This is a genomic window from Streptomyces sp. NPDC058052, assembly GCF_042885515.1.
Classification (GTDB): Bacteria; Actinomycetota; Actinomycetes; order Streptomycetales; family Streptomycetaceae; genus Streptomyces.
In genome coordinates, this window is the sequence record NZ_JBHVRX010000021.1 from 31,611 (window position 1) to 48,394 (window position 16,784).

The 16,784-nt window shown below is 73.1% G+C and carries 17 protein-coding genes; 4 read left to right on the forward strand and 13 right to left on the reverse strand.

Annotated elements, in window-relative coordinates; translation table 11 throughout:
- Window positions 1–28: 28 nt before the first annotated feature.
- Window positions 29–820, forward strand: a complete 792-nt coding sequence (locus ACFVU3_RS26045) for a putative protein N(5)-glutamine methyltransferase (RefSeq protein ID WP_390069803.1) — start codon at window positions 29–31, stop codon at window positions 818–820.
- A gap of 3 nt (window positions 821–823) precedes the next feature.
- Here ACFVU3_RS26045 and ACFVU3_RS26050 read toward each other — a convergent pair whose 3' ends face one another.
- The 13 genes from ACFVU3_RS26050 to ACFVU3_RS26110 are packed head-to-tail and all read right to left on the reverse strand — an operon-like array spanning window position 824 to window position 13,039.
- A complete protein-coding gene (locus ACFVU3_RS26050) occupies window positions 824–1,630 on the reverse strand; it encodes a hypothetical protein (protein WP_390069805.1) in 807 nt (268 codons plus the stop codon).
- A gap of 55 nt (window positions 1,631–1,685) precedes the next feature.
- A complete protein-coding gene (locus tag ACFVU3_RS26055; RefSeq protein WP_390069807.1) occupies window positions 1,686–2,228 on the reverse strand; it encodes a nuclear transport factor 2 family protein in 543 nt (180 codons plus the stop codon).
- 26 nt (window positions 2,229–2,254) lie between these two features.
- Window positions 2,255–2,968 (reverse strand): hypothetical protein, encoded by a 714-nt coding sequence (locus tag ACFVU3_RS26060; protein ID WP_390069808.1) that lies wholly within the window; start codon window positions 2,966–2,968, stop codon window positions 2,255–2,257.
- The gene (locus tag ACFVU3_RS26065) at window positions 2,965–3,471 is read right to left on the reverse strand and encodes a hypothetical protein (RefSeq protein WP_390069810.1); all 507 of its coding nucleotides are present in this window, start codon (window positions 3,469–3,471) and stop codon (window positions 2,965–2,967) included. The genes ACFVU3_RS26060 and ACFVU3_RS26065 overlap by 4 nt, the downstream gene beginning before the upstream one ends.
- Window positions 3,468–4,739, reverse strand: a complete 1,272-nt coding sequence (locus ACFVU3_RS26070; RefSeq protein WP_390069811.1) for an MCE family protein — start codon at window positions 4,737–4,739, stop codon at window positions 3,468–3,470. The genes ACFVU3_RS26065 and ACFVU3_RS26070 overlap by 4 nt, the downstream gene beginning before the upstream one ends.
- Window positions 4,736–6,052 carry an MCE family protein gene (locus ACFVU3_RS26075; protein WP_390069813.1) on the reverse strand — a complete coding sequence of 439 codons (1,317 nt, stop codon included), beginning with the start codon at window positions 6,050–6,052 and terminating at the stop codon, window positions 4,736–4,738. The genes ACFVU3_RS26070 and ACFVU3_RS26075 overlap by 4 nt, the downstream gene beginning before the upstream one ends.
- Window positions 6,049–7,107: an MCE family protein gene (locus ACFVU3_RS26080; protein ID WP_390069815.1), complete on the reverse strand. Its 1,059-nt coding sequence runs from the start codon at window positions 7,105–7,107 to the stop codon at window positions 6,049–6,051. Before ACFVU3_RS26080 ends, ACFVU3_RS26075 begins: the two co-directional genes overlap by 4 nt.
- Complete coding sequence (locus ACFVU3_RS26085; protein ID WP_390069817.1) at window positions 7,104–8,150, reverse strand: MCE family protein; 1,047 nt, start codon at window positions 8,148–8,150, stop codon at window positions 7,104–7,106. Before ACFVU3_RS26085 ends, ACFVU3_RS26080 begins: the two co-directional genes overlap by 4 nt.
- Window positions 8,147–9,202, reverse strand: coding sequence for an MCE family protein (locus ACFVU3_RS26090; protein ID WP_390069819.1), 1,056 nt, complete (start codon window positions 9,200–9,202; stop codon window positions 8,147–8,149). The genes ACFVU3_RS26085 and ACFVU3_RS26090 overlap by 4 nt, the downstream gene beginning before the upstream one ends.
- The gene (locus ACFVU3_RS26095; RefSeq protein WP_390069821.1) at window positions 9,199–10,452 is read right to left on the reverse strand and encodes an MCE family protein; all 1,254 of its coding nucleotides are present in this window, start codon (window positions 10,450–10,452) and stop codon (window positions 9,199–9,201) included. Before ACFVU3_RS26095 ends, ACFVU3_RS26090 begins: the two co-directional genes overlap by 4 nt.
- A gap of 1 nt (window position 10,453) precedes the next feature.
- Window positions 10,454–11,260 carry an MlaE family ABC transporter permease gene (locus tag ACFVU3_RS26100; protein ID WP_390069823.1) on the reverse strand — a complete coding sequence of 269 codons (807 nt, stop codon included), beginning with the start codon at window positions 11,258–11,260 and terminating at the stop codon, window positions 10,454–10,456.
- Between the two features lie 4 nt (window positions 11,261–11,264).
- A complete protein-coding gene (locus tag ACFVU3_RS26105) occupies window positions 11,265–12,029 on the reverse strand; it encodes an MlaE family ABC transporter permease (RefSeq protein WP_390069825.1) in 765 nt (254 codons plus the stop codon).
- The gene (locus ACFVU3_RS26110) at window positions 12,026–13,039 is read right to left on the reverse strand and encodes an ABC transporter ATP-binding protein (protein WP_390069827.1); all 1,014 of its coding nucleotides are present in this window, start codon (window positions 13,037–13,039) and stop codon (window positions 12,026–12,028) included. Before ACFVU3_RS26110 ends, ACFVU3_RS26105 begins: the two co-directional genes overlap by 4 nt.
- A 616-nt stretch (window positions 13,040–13,655) precedes the next feature.
- On the opposite strand from ACFVU3_RS26110, the gene ACFVU3_RS26115 reads away from it, so the two are divergent.
- The 3 genes from ACFVU3_RS26115 (at window position 13,656) to ACFVU3_RS26125 (ending at window position 16,769) form a co-directional block, all read left to right on the forward strand.
- Window positions 13,656–14,285 carry a hypothetical protein gene (locus ACFVU3_RS26115; RefSeq protein WP_390069829.1) on the forward strand — a complete coding sequence of 210 codons (630 nt, stop codon included), beginning with the start codon at window positions 13,656–13,658 and terminating at the stop codon, window positions 14,283–14,285.
- A 101-nt stretch (window positions 14,286–14,386) separates the two neighbouring features.
- Window positions 14,387–15,037 carry a hypothetical protein gene (locus ACFVU3_RS26120; protein ID WP_390069830.1) on the forward strand — a complete coding sequence of 217 codons (651 nt, stop codon included), beginning with the start codon at window positions 14,387–14,389 and terminating at the stop codon, window positions 15,035–15,037.
- 55 nt (window positions 15,038–15,092) lie between these two features.
- Window positions 15,093–16,769, forward strand: coding sequence for a DUF6801 domain-containing protein (locus tag ACFVU3_RS26125; RefSeq protein WP_390069831.1), 1,677 nt, complete (start codon window positions 15,093–15,095; stop codon window positions 16,767–16,769).
- Window positions 16,770–16,784 lie beyond the last annotated feature (15 nt).

The following is a 16,784-nucleotide window of genomic DNA, read 5'->3' on the forward strand; positions in this document are numbered from 1 at the left end:
CTCCTCACGGCTTCCCGGAAGGTCTTTCATGGCGCTCGACCCCTCTGTCCCCCTCCGCACCGCCACCGTCTCCCGGCTCCGCGCCGCGGGCTGCGTGTTCGCCGAGGACGAGGCGGAACTTCTCTTCTCCGCGGCCCATGACGCCGCCGGCCTCGACATCCTCGTCGAACGGCGCGCGGCGGGCCTCCCCCTGGAACACATCGTCGGCTGGGCGGACTTCGCCGGCCTGCGGATCACCGTCGAGCCGGGCGTGTTCGTGCCCCGGCGGCGCACCGAGTTCCTCGTCGAGCGGGCCGTGGCGCTGGCCGCGCCCGGCGCGCTCTGCGTCGACCTGTGCTGCGGCTCCGGCGCGGCCGGCGCGGTGCTCCTCTCGGCGGTGCCGGAGGCCCGCGTCTACGCGGCGGACGTCGAACCCGCCGCGGTGGCGTGCGCGCGCCGCAACATCGAACCGCGCGGCGGCCACGTCTTCGGCGGCGACCTCTTCGCCCCGCTGCCGGAGGAGCTGCGCGGCCGGGTCGAGGTGCTGGTCGCCAATGTGCCGTACGTCCCGACCGAGGAGGTCGGACTGCTGCCGCCCGAGGCCCGCGAGCACGAGCCGCTGGTCGCGCTCGACGGCGGCCCGGACGGCCTCGACGTCCTGCGCCGGGTGGCCGCCGACGCGCCCGGGTGGCTGGCGCCGGGCGGGCACCTGCTCGTCGAGACGAGCGAGCGCCAGACCGGCGCGGCGGCGGCCGCCGTCGCCGCGCACGGTCTGACGCCGCGCTTCGTCTCCTGCGAGGAGCGCTACGCCACCGTGCTCGTCGCGACCCTCGGGGAGTGACGGTCAGCGGCCGAAGGTGTCGATGTTCTCGATGAGCCAGGTGCCGTCCCGCAGCACCACGTCCACCGCGAACATCGCGCCCGCATAGACGCCCTGGTCCTGGGCCGCGGCCTGCTTCCCGCCCGCCTGGGACCGGGGCTTCCCGGCCGTGCTGACGCTGCTCTGGTCGGCGTAGACCAGGACCCGGGCGCGGTCGCCGTCGATCCGCTCGACCGCGCTGTCGGTGACGGTCGTGGTGATGACCGGCTTCTGCCGGCCGGCCTGGGCGAGCACCCCGGCGAAGAGCGTCCGGTGCTGCTCCACGGCCTTCCCGGTGAGGAAGGTCTTCCCGGCCTCCGCGAAGGCGCCCGTGTCGGTGTGGTCGTAGGAGAAGAGGGCGGCGACGGCCACCGCCGTCCGCCCCTTGATCTCGCTGGTGCGGGCGAGGTCGGTGAGCGCCGTGTTCCCGCGCGCGGGATCGTCGCGGAGCTCGCCGGCCCTGCTGTGCGCCCACCCGGCGAAGCCGCCGAGCAGGAGCGTCAGGACGCACAGGACCAGCAGCGGGAGGCGGTGCCGAGGCCGCTGCGCCGTCCCCTCGCCGGTCTCCTCCCGCTCCGGGACCTCGGCCCGGTCCGGTACGGGCTTCGCCGCCGGTCGCCGCCGCCCCGGGGGCGCGGGCTCGGTCAGGACGCCCACCGGGCTCCCGGCGCCGGCCTCCCCGGAGTCGGCGGGGCCTGCCGGGGCGGAGGCCGCGGGGGTGGCGGAGGCCGGCTGGTCGGCGCGGGCCTGACGGCGCCGCTGGCGGTTGAGGTGGTGGCGGGGCGTCGGCATCGTGCGGTGTCCTTTCGGGTGCTGGCGGCTGTCGCGGGCGGTCGGTGCGGCCCGGTCAGCCGGACGCGGTCCCGCCCACGGGGGCCTGCCCCAGCGCACTGAGCTTCCACTGGCCGCCGGCGCGGGTGAGTTCGCCCAGCATGCGGCTGTCCTTGTCGGTGCTCCTGCTGTCCGGCGTGGTGACGGTGACCCGCAGGGCGACCAGCAGCCGGGCCCGCCCCGAGCGGTCGTCGAGCTCGGTGACGGCGCCGGACAGCACCCGGGCCGTCGTCACCGTCTTCGCCGCCTTCACCTGGTCGGCGAACTCCTCGCGTCCGCCGACGAGCTGCTCGTGCAGTTCGCCGGTCGTGGAGGACTCCCAGAGGTCGAGCCCCTCGTCCACGCGCCGGTGGTCGAGCGTGTTGAGGTTCTGCACCGCCTGCTCCCCCGCCGCGAGCGCCCGATCGCGCTCCGCGGCGTACGCGGCGGAGTCGTCGTGGGCCGCGGCGTACCAGCCCTGGCCGGTCCAGGCCGCGAAGCCGCCCGCGACCAGGGTGAGCACGAGGGCCACGACCAGGGCCGGCCGGGCACCGGCCGCCGTGCGGACCGCGCGTGTCATGGGGTGCTCCCGTCTCCCGCCCAATGTCAGCGGGCCTTGATGTCGGTGATCCGCCACCGGTCGTCCTGGAACCGGGCGGTGACGGTGAGCTGGGCCGCCGCGGCGGTGGCGGCGCCCTTGTCCCGCCGCGAGACCTGGTCCAGGAAGACGAGGAGGCGTGCGCTGTCGCCGTCGAGTTCGATCACGCCGGTGCGGACGGCCTGGGTGGAGAGGGTGAGGCGCTGCTCGACCAGGCTCTTGCGGACCTGGGCGAACAGATCGCCGTACTGGCGGGCGGCGCGGCCGGCCAGCACGGTGGCGGCGGACCGCTCGGCGGCGCCGGAACTGGTGGGCGTGTAGGAGAAGATCCGGGCCAGTCCCTCGCTGACGTCGCCGGCGACCCGGTGGGTGGCGGCGGTGTCGGTCAGCGCCCTGTTGTCCGCCGAGGGGGTGGAACGGAGCTGGTGGGCCCCGTAGAAGAACGCGCTGCCGCCGAGGAGGAGGGCGGCGACGGCGGTGGGCACGAGGGCCTTCCGCAGTCGGGCGGCGCGACGGCCGGCGGGGGCGGAGCCGGAGTCGGAGTCGGAGCTGGAGCCGGTCGCGGTGTCGGCGTCGGGCGCGGCTTCGGTGTCGGTGTCGGTCCCGGTCCCGGTCGCGGTCCCGGTCCCGGTCGCGGTCCCGGTCCCGGTCGCGGTCCCGGTCTCGGTCGCGGTCTCGGTCCCGGTCCCGGTCTCGGTCTGGTCGTCGTTCAGGAGGGTCACTCGTCCTCCTCCGCTCCGGCGACGGGGACCGCGCTGAGCGCCGCCACTCTCCACGTGTTCTCACCGGTGCGGGTCAGCACGGCCTCCAGGCGCTTGCGGTCGGTGGTGGCGGCGCCCTTCCGGGGGGTGACGTCCACGCGGACGGTCGCGATGAGCTTGGCCGTGCCGGCGCGGGTGTCGAGGGCGGTGAGCGCGGCCTCGGTGACGGTGGCCCGGGCGGAGGCGCCCGCCGCGGGCTCGGTGCGGCCCAGTTCGGTGCGGAGCGGGCCGGTGGAGGCGTCGCGCCAGGCGTCGATGCCCGCCGCGGCGCTCTCGCGGGTGGAGGCGTCGAGCGTGTTCAGGACGGTGAGGCGCTGCCGGCCCTCGGCGAGGGCGGTGTCCCGCTCGCGGCCGAAGGCGAGCTCCTGGTCGGTGCGGGCCTCGAGGTAGATCCAGGCTCCGGTGCCGCAGAAGCCGAGGGCGACGGCGACGGCGACGGCGGAGAGGAGCCCGGCCCGCCTCATCGCTCGCTCCCGGTGTCCAGTCCGAGGAGTCCGGCCAGGTCCGTCGGGCCGCCGGTCCCGCCCGGCAGGGCCAGCGCGCCGGGGAGCGTCCGCGCGACGGCGGCGCCCTTCCGGCCCTCGGGGGTCAGGGTGCCCGCGCCGCGCGGGGCGGGCGCTGCGCCGCCCTCGGGGGCGTGGGCGGAGCCGCGTACGTTGATCCCGGACCCGGCCGGACTCGTGCAGGCGGCCCCGGTGTTGAGGGCGGGCGCGGTGCCGAGGTCGAGGCCGTTGCGGTAACGGGTACCGCCGTAGCCCGAGGTGCAGGGCAGCGGCTTGAAGAAGGTGACGGCCATGCCGATGTTCAGGCGTCCGTCGTCGACGGCGGTGGCTCCGGCCGCGACGGCGGCCGGGTAGGTCACGAGCAGTTCCTCGATGCCGCGCTGCCGGGTGAGGGCGATCTCCGAGGGGGTGAGGAGGTTGGCGAGGACGACGCCCAGGCTGGGGTCGACGTCGTTCAGGAGGCCGCTGACCTGGCCCGCCGCGTCGGGCGCGACGGTCAGCAGCCGGCGCAGGTCGGCGTCGGAGTCCTTGAGGGTGGCGGCGAGTTCGCGGGCGCCGGTGGCGAAGTTCCGGATGGCGCGGCTCTCGTCGGCCTGGGTGCGCAGGACGACCTCGCCGTCCTGGATGAGCCGGGTGGTGACCGGCAGGGCCTCGTCGGCGGCCTGGACGAAGGCGCTGCCGCTGTCGAGGAGGACCTGGAGGTCGTCGCCGTGTCCCTCGAACGCCTTGCCGAGCTCGTCGACGACGGTGCGGAGGGACTCCAGCGGGACGGAGCGGGTCAGGTCGTCCATGCTGCTGAGCACGTCGGTGACGGGGGCCGGCACCTGGGTGTCGGGCTGCTCGATGCGGGCGCCGTCGGCGAGGAAGGGGCCGTCGTCGCTCTCCGGGCGCAGGTCGATGTACTGCTCGCCGACCGCGGAGAGCCCGGCGACGACGGCTCGGGCGTCGGCGGGGATCCGGGGGGCCGACTTCTTGATCCGCAGTTCGGCGACGACGCCGTCGGCGGTGAGGTCGATGGCGCCGACGCGGCCCACGGAGACGCCCCGGTAGGTGACGTCGGAGTGGGGGAACAGCCCGCCCGCGCGGGCGAGATGGACGCGGACGGTGTAGTGGTCGGCGACGCCGGCGTAGTGGCCGAGGTCGGCGTAGCGGACGCCGACGAAGCCGAGGACGGTGACGGCGATGACGAGGAACGCGAGGTTCTTCAGCCGTACGGTACGGGTGATCACCGGTCTCCTCCGTCCTTCGGCGGGGTGGCCGGCCCGGTGGTGCCGGGGCCGAGGGGGGTGCCCGGCCCGGACGGGGGGGCCGTCCGGACCGGGGGCAGGGGGAGGGGCGACCCGGCGCCCCGGGCGGTGCCGTCGCCGCCCCGGCGCTGCCCGGCGGGCGCGTTCGGGTCCGTCGGGGAGGGCGTGGGGCCGGGGGTGGAGCCGGGGTCGGCCTGGGGGACGATCGGCGGGATCACCTCGGTCCCGGGTTCGGCCGCGAGGTGGAGGTAGGTGTTGAGGTAGTCGCCCTTGATGCCCTTCATCACCTCGTCGGTGAAGGGGTACGTCAGCAGGACCTGGAGCGATTCGGGCAGGTCGGCGCCGGCGTCCGCGAGGGCGGTCAGGGTCGGGGCGAGGGCCTTGAGGTCGGCGACCATGTCCTTCTTGCTCGCTTCGACGGTGGTGACGGCGACCCCGGACAGGGTGTCCAGGGCGCGGAGCATGGTGAGCAGGGAACCCCGCTGGTTCTCCAGCGTCTTCAGGCCGGGTGAGAGGTCGGTGAGGATCGTGCCCACGTCCTTCTTGCGGCCGGCGAGGGTGGTGGAGAGCCGGTTGAGGCCGTCGAGGGCGCGGGTGATGTCGCCGCGGTGCGCGTCCAGGTTCGTCACCAGCGTGTTCACCCGCTTGAGCATGGAGCGGACCTCGGGTTCGCGTCCGCCGAGCGCCGCGTTGAGTTCGCGGGTGATGGTCTTGAGCTGGTTGACGCCGCCGCCGTTGAGGAGCAGGGAGAGGGCGCCGAACACCTCCTCGACCTCGGTGTTGCGGCTGGTGCGGGCGAGCGGGATGACGGCTCCGTCGGCGAGCCGGTCGCCGGTGTCCCGGCGGGCCGCGGCCTGCTGGACGCCGGACCGGGACGCGCCGGCGGGGAGCGGGGCGACGAGCTGGACGTACTTCTCGCCGAGGAGGCTGGACTGTTCCACCCGGGCGCCGGTGCCCGCGGGCAGCCGGACGTCGCCGTTGATCTTCAGGGTGACGCGGGCGGACCAGGTGGCGGGGTCCAGTTCGATGGCGGTGACGCGGCCGACGGCGACGTCGTCGACCTTGACCGCGGCCTGCGGCACGAGGCTGAGGACGTCGGCGATCTCGGCGGTGACGGTGTAGGGGTGGTCGCCGAGGTCGGCGCCGCCGGGCAGCGGCAGGTTCTCGATGCCGTCGAACCGGACGGGGATCGAGGGGACCGCGCCGAGGGCGACGGCCAGGCCGAGGCCGAGGGCGACCGCGCCGGCGGCGCCGGCTCCGGCGGCCCGTCGGGAGGGCAGGCGGGGGCGTCTCACCGCTCCTCCTCTCCGGGGTTCGCGGGGGCGTCGGTGCCCGCCGGGGGTCCGCTGCTCGCGGCGGCTCCGGACACGGGCAGCGGGAGCAGCGGTCCGCCCATGCTGATCTCGTTGAGGTTGGCGCGGCCGTCGATGGTGCGGGTGTCCTTGTCGTAGGCGTCGACGAGGTTGCCGGCGGCGAGCGGGGCGACGTCGAGGGCCTCGGCGAGGGAGGCCCGCTGGTCGACGAGGGTCTGGGTGAGGGGCACGAGCCGGTCGACGTTCTTCTTCAGTTCGCCGCGGTTGTCCTTGATGAAGGTCTTGACCTGGGCGAGGGCCTTGCCGAGTTCCTTGAGGGCGCCGGCGAGGTCGTCCTTGTTCGCGGCGAAGAACCCGACGACCTCGTCGAGGCGTTCCTGGGCGGTGCGGACGTCGCCGTCCTTCTCCTTGAGCATGGTGGTGAAGGTCTGGAGCTGTCCGAGGGTGGTGAAGAACTCGTCGCTGCTGCCGTCGAGGGTCTTGGCGGCCTTGCCGAAGCGTTCGATGGAGCCGCCGATGGCCTCGCCGTTGCCCTTGAGGTTCTTCGCTCCGGTGTCGAGGAGCTTCGAGAGGGCTCCGGTGGAGTTGGCGCCGTCGGGGCCGAGCGCCCGGCTCAGGTCGGTGAGGGAGGCGTAGAGCTGGTCGATCTCGACGGGGACGCGGTTGCGGGAGGCGGGGAGTTCGGTGCCGTCGTCGAGGGCGGGGCCGGAGGTGTAGGCGGGGGTCAGCTGGACGTACCGGTCGGCGACGATGCTCGGGGCGACGACGAGGGCGCGGGCGTCGGCGGGGACGCGGACGCCTTCGTCGAGGCGGAGGGCGACGCGTACCCGGGTGCCCTGGGGCTCCACGGACTCGACCTCTCCGACGCGGACGCCGAGGACGCGCAGGTCGGAGCCGGCGTAGATGCCGACGGCCCGGTCGAAGTAGGCGGTGACGCGGATGCCTTCCTCGTCGAGGGCGCGGACGGCGACGAGTCCGCAGGCGGCGAGCACCGCGAGGGTGAGGCCGGCGGCGAGGGGCCTTCTGGTCCTGGTCATCGTGCACCGCTCCCCTGGGCCGCCGCCTTCTGTTTCGGCGGCATGCATCCGGTCGTGGGCTGGGAGCCCTCGGGCAGGTAGCCGCGGGGCACCACGCCGCACAGGTAGCTGTCGAACCAGCGGCCGTTGCCGAGGGTGTTGCCGACGAGCCGGTAGTAGGGGCCGACGAGCGCGAGCGTCTTGTCGAGCTGGCCGCTGTTCTTCTCCAGGACGCCGGTGACGCGGCTCAGGGCCTTGAGGGTCGGCCCGAGCTGCCGCTCGTTGTCGCCGACGAGGCCGCCGAGTTCGGTGCCGAGGGCGCGGCTGCCCTTGAGCAGGGCGCGGATGGCGTCGCGGCGCTTGGTGAGTTCGCCGAGGAGCGAGCCGCCGTCCTCCAGGAGGAGCTCGAAGCTGGACTTCCTGTCCTTGAGGGTCTTGGTGAACTTCTCGCTGTTCCGGAGGAGCCGGACGAGTTCGGTGTCGCGCTTGGAGACGGACTTCGACAGCTGGGAGAGGCCGTCGGCGGCGTTGCGGACGTGCGGCGGCGAGTTCTTGAAGGTGTCGGAGATCGTCTCGAAGCTCTCGGCGAGCTTTCCGGTGTCGAGGGCGTCGATGGTGCCGCTGAGGTCCTGGAACGCCTGGGTCACGTCGTACGGCGAGGTGGTGCGCGCCAGCGGGATGCGGGTGCCGGGGTCCTGGCGTGCGGAGCCCAGCGGGTCGAGGGCGAGGTACTTCTCGCCGAGGAGGGTCTTGATGGCGATGGCGGCGGTGGTCCGGTCACCGACCCAGGCGTCGCCGACCTCGAAGACCACCTTGACCTTGGCGCCGTCGAGGGTGACGGCGGTGACCTCGCCGACCTTGACGCCGGCGACGCGGACCTCGTCGCCGGCGTCGAGCCCCGCGGCCTCGGAGAAGTCGGCGCTGTAGGTGGTGTCGTCGCCGACGAGGGGGAGCCGTTCGACGTTGTAGGCGAGGGCGGCCAGGAGGCCGAGGAGGAGCAGTCCCACGACGGCGACGGCGATCGGGTTGCGTTCCCTGGCGGGCTTGATCCGGAGGGGGCTCATCCGCGGCACCTCGGTTCGGTCACGGCGATGCCGGTCGGCGGCTTGGAGCCGTCGGACGTCCTGACGCCGGTCACGCGCGCCTCGCAGAGGTAGAGGTTGAACCAGGAGCCGTACGAGGAGAGGCGGGCGAGTGCGGTCAGCTTGCCGGGGGTGTTGGCGAGGAACCGCTCCAGGGCGGGGGTGTGGGCGCCGAGGGTGCCCGAGAGCCGGCCGAGTTCGCGGATGTCCTTCTTGAGCGGGGCGCGGCTGTCCTGGAAGAGGCCGGCGGTCGTGGTGGTGAGGGCGCCCATGGCCTGGACCGCCTCGCCGAGGGGCTTGCGGTCGGTGTCGAAGCCGGTGACGAGCTTCTGGAGGGTGACGACGAGGTCCTCGAAGCCGGCCTCGCGGTCGTTGAGGGTGGTGAGGACGGTGTTGAGGTGGGTGACGACGTCGCCGATGACCTGGTCCTTGGCGGCCACGGTCCGGGTGAGGGAGCCGATGTGGCGGAGCAGGCTGTCGACGGTGCCGCTCTCGCCCTGGAGGACCTGGACGAGCGAGCCGGCGAGGTCGTTGACGTCGGCGGGCGACAGGCCCTCGAAGAGCGGCTTGAAGCCGTTGAAGAGGAGGGTGAGGTCGAGCGCGGGGGTGGTGCGGTCGAGCGGGATCGTCCCGCCGTCGTCCAGGGTGCCGGTCACGTCGCCGCTGCCCCGGCCGAGGGAGACGTACCGCTGGCCGACCATGTTGAGGTACTTGACGGCGGCGGTGGCGGAGCGGGGCAGGGTGCGGTCCTCGCGGACCGTGAAGGTGACCTGGGCGGTGCGCCGTTCGACGACGCGGACGTCGGTCACCTCGCCGACCTTCACGCCGGCGATGCGCACGGAGTCGCCGGCGACGAGGCCGGTGACGTCGGTGAACAGCGCCTTGTAGGAGCGGGTGGCGGAGCCGACGCCGGTGTTGGCGATGCTGAAGCCGAGGACCGTGGTGGCGACCGCCGTGACCAGGACGAAGGCGAGGGACTTGAGGACGGTGCCGGTCAGTCCGCGGCGCCGGGTGTGGGTCTGCTTCCTCGTCATCGGAGGGTCACCTCCGCTCCGCGGAAGGCGGGGCCGGCGAGCAGGCTGCTCCAGTCGGGCAGGGCGTCGGCCCGCTGTCCCGCGCCGGGGGCGAGGAGTTCGGTGACGAGGTCGTTCTCCTGCGGGGAGTTGGCGGGGCCGAGGTCCTGGTCGGCCGCGGCGGAGGCGCGGGCGGCGGGTGCGGCCGGGACGCCGAGGTAGGGCACCGGGTAGCAGCGGGGGCCGCCGCCGGAGTCGTACCGGGGGGTGTCGCGGCCGGGGACGTACGCGCCCCGTGAGGGCACGGTGGTGACGTTCACGTGGAGTCCCGGCCGGTCGGTCCCCTTGCCGAGCGCCTTGTCCATGGCGGGCACGAACTGGGCGAGGGTGCGCAGGGTGCAGGGGAAGGACGAGGAGTACTCGGCGAGCAGCTCCAGGGTGGGGCGGCTCTTCGCGCTGAGCCGGATGATCGTGTCCTTGTTCCTGCGGAGGAAGGCGGTCAGGTCCTGGGCGGTGCGGGTGGTGGCGCCGAGGGTGTCGGAGAGCGCCGCCTCCTGCTCGGCGAGGGTGCCGCTGGTGGTGGTGAAGTCGGTGAGCGCGGTGAGGATGTCCGGGGCGGCGTCCGCGTAGAGGTGGCTGACCTTCACGAGTTCCTTGAGGTCCCGGGTGAGGGCGGGCAGTTGGGGGTTGAACTTCTTGAGGTGGCTGTCGAGCCGGGCGAGGGTGTCGCCGAGCTTGTCGCCGCGTCCTTCGAGGGCCTGGGAGACGGCGGAGAGGGTGGCGGAGAGCTTCTGCGGCTGGACGGCGGTGAGCATCGGCAGGACGTTGTCGAGGACCTGCTGGAGTTCGATCGCGTTGCCGGAGCGGTCCTCGGGGATGACGGCGCCCGGGCCGAGCGGCTCCGGGGAGGGGTGCGCGGGCGGTACGAGGGCGACGAACCGCTCGCCGAAGAGGGTGGTGGGCAGCATCTGGGCGCGGACGTCGGAGGGGACGTGGTCCAGGGCTCCGGGGCGCAGGGCGAGGGTGAGGCGGGCGCCGGTGCCGGTGGCGTCGATGGCGCGGACCTCGCCGACGACGACGCCGCGGAGTTTCACCTCGGCGCCGAGGTGCATCTCGTTGCCGACGCTGCCGGTCTCGACGACGACCGGGTCGGAGTCGGTGAACTTCTTGTCGTAGACGGCGACCGCCAGCCAGGCGAGCAGGGCGGGCATTAGCAGGAAGACGACGCCGGCGGACCGGCGGCGCAGGGTCTCTCCTCGTGGAGCGTTCATCTCACCCCGCCACCTTCACGGTCGTGGTCGCGCCCCAGAGGGCCAGGGACAGGAAGAAGTCGGTGACGCTGATCAGCACGATGGCGTTGCGCACCGACCGGCCGACGGCGATGCCGACGCCGGCGGGGCCGCCGGAGGCGCGGAAGCCGTAGTAGCAGTGGGCGACGATGACCATGACGCTGAAGATGAGCACCTTGAGCATCGACAGCAGGACGTCCGTCGGTGACAGGAACAGGTTGAAGTAGTGGTCGTACGTGCCCTGGGACTGGCCGTTGAAGAAGACCGTCACGGTGCGCGAGGCCAGGTAGGACGAGAGCAGGCCGACCGCGTAGAGCGGGACGATGGCGACGACGCCGGCGATGATGCGGGTGGTGACCAGGTACGGCATGGAGCGGATGCCCATGCCTTCGAGGGCGTCGACCTCCTCGTTGATCCGCATGGCGCCGAGCTGGGCGGTGAAGCCGGCGCCGACGGTCGCGGAGAGGGCGAGGCCGGCGACGAGCGGGGCGATCTCGCGGGTGTTGAAGTAGGCGGAGACGAAGCCGGTGAAGGCGGCGGTGCCGATCTGTTCGAGGGCGGCGTGGCCCTGGAGGCCGACGACGGTCCCGGTGAAGAGCGTCATCGCGATCATGACGCCGACGGTGCCGCCGACGACGCCGAGTCCGCCGGAGCCGAAGGCCACCTCGGCGAGCAGCCGCTGCACCTCCTTGAGGTAGCGGCGCAGGGTCCTCGGGACCCAGAGCAGGGCCCTCACGTAGAACAGGAGCTGGTCGCCGGAGCGGTCGAGCCAGGCGAGCGGGGAGGCCATCGTCTCAGCCTCCCTTCGGCGGGACGATCTGGAGGTACAGGCCCGTCAGCACCATGTTCACGAAGAAGAGCAGCATGAAGGTGATGACGACGGCCTGGTTGACGGCGTCGCCGACGCCCTTGGGGCCGCCACGGGGGTTGAGCCCCCGGTAGGCGGCGACGATGCCCGCGATGAAGCCGAAGATCAGGGCCTTCAGTTCGCTGATGTACAGGTCGGGCAGCTGGGCGAGGGCGGAGAAGCTGGAGAGGTAGGCGCCGGGGGTGCCGCCCTGGAGGACGATGTTGAAGAAGTAGCCGCCGAGAGTGCCGACGACGGAGACCATCCCATTGAGGAGGACGGCGACGGCCATGGTGGCGAGGACGCGGGGGACGACGAGGCGCTGGACCGGCGAGACGCCCATGACCTCCATCGCGTCGAGCTCCTCGCGGATCTTGCGGGAGCCGAGGTCGGCGCAGATCGCGGAGCCCGCGGCGCCGGCGATGAGGAGGGCGACGATGAGCGGGCTGGCCTGCTGGATGACGGCGAGGACGCTGGCGCCGCCGGTGAAGGACTGGGCGCCCAGCTGCTGGGTGAGCGAGCCGACCTGAAGGGCGATCACGGCGCCGAACGGGATGGAGACGAGGGCCGCAGGCAGGATGGTGACGCTCGCGACGAACCAGAACTGCTCGACGAACTCCCGGAACTGGAAGGGCCTGCGGAAGACGGCCCGGCTCACCTCGGCGGCGAGGGCGAAGAGGCGGCCGGTCTGCCGCAGCGCGCCCCCGATCACGAGCCGCCGCCGGTGGTCGGTATCGGGACGGTCGGCGCTGCGGCGTGCCGCGCGTAGGTCGCCTCGATGGCGGCGCGGGCGGCGGGCGGCAGCGTGTCCAGCATGCCGAGGACGCGCTCCCGGCGGCGGGCGACGGCCGCGCGCGGGGGCAGGCCGGGCGAGGGTTCCAGCTGCGGGACGATGACGCGGGGTGTGTCCGGCCGGCCGGCGGGGGCCTGGTCGGCCTCGGCGGCGAGGGTGGCCGCGTCCTTCTCCTCGGACATGCCGATGGGGCCTTCGCGGCGGCCGGCGAGGAACTGGGTGACGACGGGCTCGTCGCTGGTCAGGAGCACCTCGCGGGGCCCGAAGGTGACGAGGTTGCGCCGGAAGAACATCCCCATGTTGTCGGGGACGGTGGCGGCGATGTCGAGGTTGTGGGTGACGATCAGCATCGTCGCGTCGATCCGCGCGTTGAGGTCGATCAGGAGCTGGGAGAGGTACGCGGTGCGGACCGGGTCGAGGCCGGAGTCGGGCTCGTCGCACAGCACGATCTGCGGGTCGAGGACGAGCGCGCGGGCCAGGCCGGCGCGCTTGCGCATGCCGCCGCTGATCTCGCCGGGCAGCTTGCCCTCGGCGCCGAGGAGGCCGACGAGGTCGATGCGCTCCATGACGATGCGCCGGATCTCGGACTCGCGCTTGCGGGTGTGCTCGCGCAGCGGGAAGGCGATGTTGTCGAAGAGGGTCATGGAGCCGAAGAGGGCGCCGTCCTGGAACATGAGGCCGAAGAGCTTGCGGGTCTCGTAGATGTCCCGTTCCGGACTGCGGACCATGTCGACGCCGTTGATGAGGACCCGGCCCTGCTGGGGTTTCAGCAGCCCGATGAGCGATTTCAGGAAAACGGTCTTTCCGGTTCCGGAAGGACCGAGCATGACGCTCACCTCTCCGGCCGGCAACGTCAGCGACACGTCCTGCCAGATGTTCTGCTTGCCGAAGGACATGGTCAGTCCCTCAACGACTACTTCGATTCCCATCCCACCTCCAGCAGGCGTGCGTGGCGCGTGCGCCGCGGGCGCACGGTAGGCCGTTCTGGATCACCCGGACAATAGGTGTGGCGCAAAGTCATTGATCCGCTTCCGCGTTTGTCACGGCGGAGACAAAACCGGGAGGTTCTTTTGTCTCCGCCGCGACAGAATGGGGCGCCGACCTGCGGCTGAGCGTCGACTCCCGGGAACGCTACGGCTGAGTAACCTCGCGGGGCAATACCGGATCCGGAGTTTTCGCGGAACAGGCACCGCCAGGGGCCCGCTTATCAGGCCGGAGACAATTCCGTGAGAGCGCTTGTCATCCTCGTAAGAATTCGGGCGACCTGACCGGCGGAACCCCTCCCCGACCTCGTCTGATCGATCAGAATTGTCGACATTACGCACGCCGGAACCAAGCGCATTCTCGCCATCGCTCACCCCCTTGACAGGCATTGAGACGTCTTCAAAGAATCATGGTTCGCGCCATTGTTCGGCTAAGTTTCCCGCAAGTAACGTCAGGTTTCACGGCGGGACGACTACCGGCTCGCCGGCCATTCCGGCCCCGCCGCGGCACCCCCACCGAAGCACCCTCTGCCGGTCAATCCCCAAGGAGAGTCCCAGAGCCATGAAGAAGTCGATCAGAAACCTGGCCGTCGTCGCGGGAGGCGCCTCCGCCGCCTTCGCCCTCACCGTGAGCCCCGCCACCGCGGTGCCCTCGACCGTCTGGACCGTCACCCCGAACCCGGCCAGCATCACCGCGGTCAACAGCGGGAACATCGTCCTCAGCGTCAACGGCATCGCGATGACGTGTACGAAGTCGAACGGCGCGGGCACGGGAGCGAGCACCACCGGCAACCCGGCGACCGTCGGCCAGATCACCTCCATCGCCTTCGGCGCGACGGGTGCGCCCTGCACCAGCGTGCTGGGCCCGGTGACCACCGTCCCGACCACCCCCTGGACGATCGTGGCGCAGGACTACACCGCCGCGACCGGGGTCACCAAGGGATACGTCGGCAACGTCGACGCCAAGGTGACGGTCGGCGCCTGCGTCTTCCGCGTCACGGGCAAGGCGTCCGCCACGTACACCAACTCGACGGGCGCGCTGGCCGTCAACAGCGTCGCGGGCGAGCTCACCGTCGTCTCGTCGACCGGTTGCGGTGCGGCCGTCCCGGTCGGCGCCAAGCCGACCTTCAAGGGCACGTACCTCTTCAAGGCGGGCACGGCCATCCCGAAGATCGTCGGCTCGAACCCGTAAGGGTCCAGGAACCCGCGTCCGTCCGGCCGGCCTCCCGGCCGGGCGGACGCGGGGCTGTCCGCACCCCCGCACACCAGCCCTCCCCCAGGAGTCTCCGCGCCGTGAAGAAGCCGATCGGAAAGCTCGCCGCCGTCGCAGGCGCGACCGCGGCCGTCTGCGCCCTCACGGCCGCATCGGCCCCGGCGGCGCCGTCGACCGTCTGGACCGTCAGCCCGTCACCGGCCGGCTTCTCGGCGACGAACAGCGCCAACGCCGTCCTGCTGATCGAGATCGTCAAGGGCAACGGCATCGGCATCACCTGCTCCCGCACGGCCTTCTCCGGCACCCTGCGGAGCGCCACCGGCGACCCGGCGGCCGTCGGCACCGTCGGCGCCGTCACCCTCGGCTCCTCCGGCGCGGCCTGCACCAGCGCCCTCGGCCCGGTGACGTTCGCTCCGTCCCCGCCCTGGACCTTCGTCGCCGAGGACCACACCGCCTCCACCGGTGTCACCGAGGGGCACCTCGCCGACGTCGATCTCAGGGGGACCGTCGGCGCCTGCGTCTTCCGCGTCCGGGGACGCCTTCCCCTCACCTACACCAACGCGACGGGCAGGCTGACCCTCTCCGCCGCCACCGGCGACCTGACCGTCGTCTCCCAGACCAACTGCGGCGACGCGGCGCCGGTCGGCGTCAGCCTCGTCGTCAGGGCGGACCACCTCGTCAGGACGACGGGCACCGCCCTCCCCCCGGCGATCGTCGGCACCGGCCCGTGAGCCCCCGCACCCGCACCTCCCCCGCGTTCGCGCACGACCCCGAGCGGAGCACCCGATGAGAGGCCCACGGCCCACCCCCCGTCCCTCCCGCGCGCGTGCGCGCGGCGCGACGATCGCCGCGTTCGTGGCGCTCGCCCCCCTGCTCCCGGCGGCGGCCGTCGCCATGGGGACCCTGAAGGTCGACACCGCGCTGCCCTACGTCTGCGCCCTGCCCTCGGGGCAGCAGCCCGCGACCGTACGGATCACGGCGGCCTTCCCCGAACGGGCGGCCGTGGGCGAGGAGATCCGGCCCGCCGACGTCACCACGACCGTGGAGCTCCCGGCGGCGGCCGTGGCCGACCTCACGGCGCTGGAGGCCGCCACCGTACGGGCGGAGACCCGGCTCGCCGTCGGCGTGTCCCAGAACGGGCAGCGCGCGGAGGCGACCTGGAGCGGCACGGTCCAGCCCGTCGCCGTGCCCGCCGAAGGCCCGCTCACGCTGACCACCTCCGGCGACGTGCCGATCCTGACCACGGACACCGCCGGCGATCTGACCCTCGCCGCCGGGGGGATCGCCGTCGACCTCGCCCCGAGCACCGCCGACGGCGCGGCGACCGTGCCCGCCTCCCTCGCCGTCACCTGCGTCCCGCACCCGGACGCCCAGGGCGGTACGCGGCTCGCCACGGTCCCGGTCGGTGCCGGCACCGGCACCGGGGAACCGAGCACCCCCGCCCCGACGCCGACCCCGCCGTCCCCGTCCGGCTCCTCCCCGGCGTCGCCGTCCCCCTCCTCCGGCCTTCCTCCGCCGTCGCTCCCGGGGGACCCGACGGGCCCCGCGCGCCCGCCGGTCACCGGCGGGGCGGGCGAGCCGCCGCGTGTCGGACCGCGGGCGGACGCGGGACCGGCGGACGCGGGACCGGCGGACGCCGGCGAGGAGACGCCCGGCACCCCGGCACCCCGCCCGGACGTGCCCCCGTGCGTGACCGAGAAGCCGACGCCCGTCTCGCTGTCGGCGTACATCACCGGCTACTCCAACGTGCGCAAGCTGAACGGCGCCTCGCTCCTCCCGGTGACCTGCATGCTGATCGAGCAGGGCGACATGCAGATACCGACCACCCCTCCGCCGGAGGGCGAGTTCCACTTCACCAACCTGTCCCTGGGGAACCTCGACTACCAAGGGCGCAAGCAGACCCCGCCGTTCACCTCCACGTTCCTGACCTTCGACTTCCAGCCGGTCACCGCGACGATGGTCCTGGAGCAGACGGGGCCCATCACGATCGACACCCTGGTCCGCGTCATCTTCGCGACCGGCGACAACCACCTGGAGAACACGGTCCGGGCCCCGCTCGTCCTGCGCGTCCTCGACGTCGAGGTGAACGGCGTCCCGCTCGACGTGGGCCCCTCCTGCCGCACCGCCGCTCCGCTCTCCTCGCCGGAGCCCAAGCCCGCCGAGTACCCCGGGAACCACCTCGTGCTGCTCGGGCTGGGGAAGATCCCCTTCGGCCTGCCCGCCGAGGGGTACATCCTGACCGGCGGCGGCCCCCTCACCGGGGAGGTGACCATCCCGGCCTTCCAGGGGTGCGGCTCCGACGGCGAGAACTTCGACCGGCTCTTCACCGCCGCCATCTCCGGCCCCGGCAACCACCTCAAGCAGATCCAGGGCCAGACCTGTTCCGTGGGCGTCGAGGTTCCGCCTCCGGACCAGTGCACCGAGGACCGCCAGCCGCTCGTCGTCCCCAAGCCCGAGCGCTGATCCCCCGTACCCCCG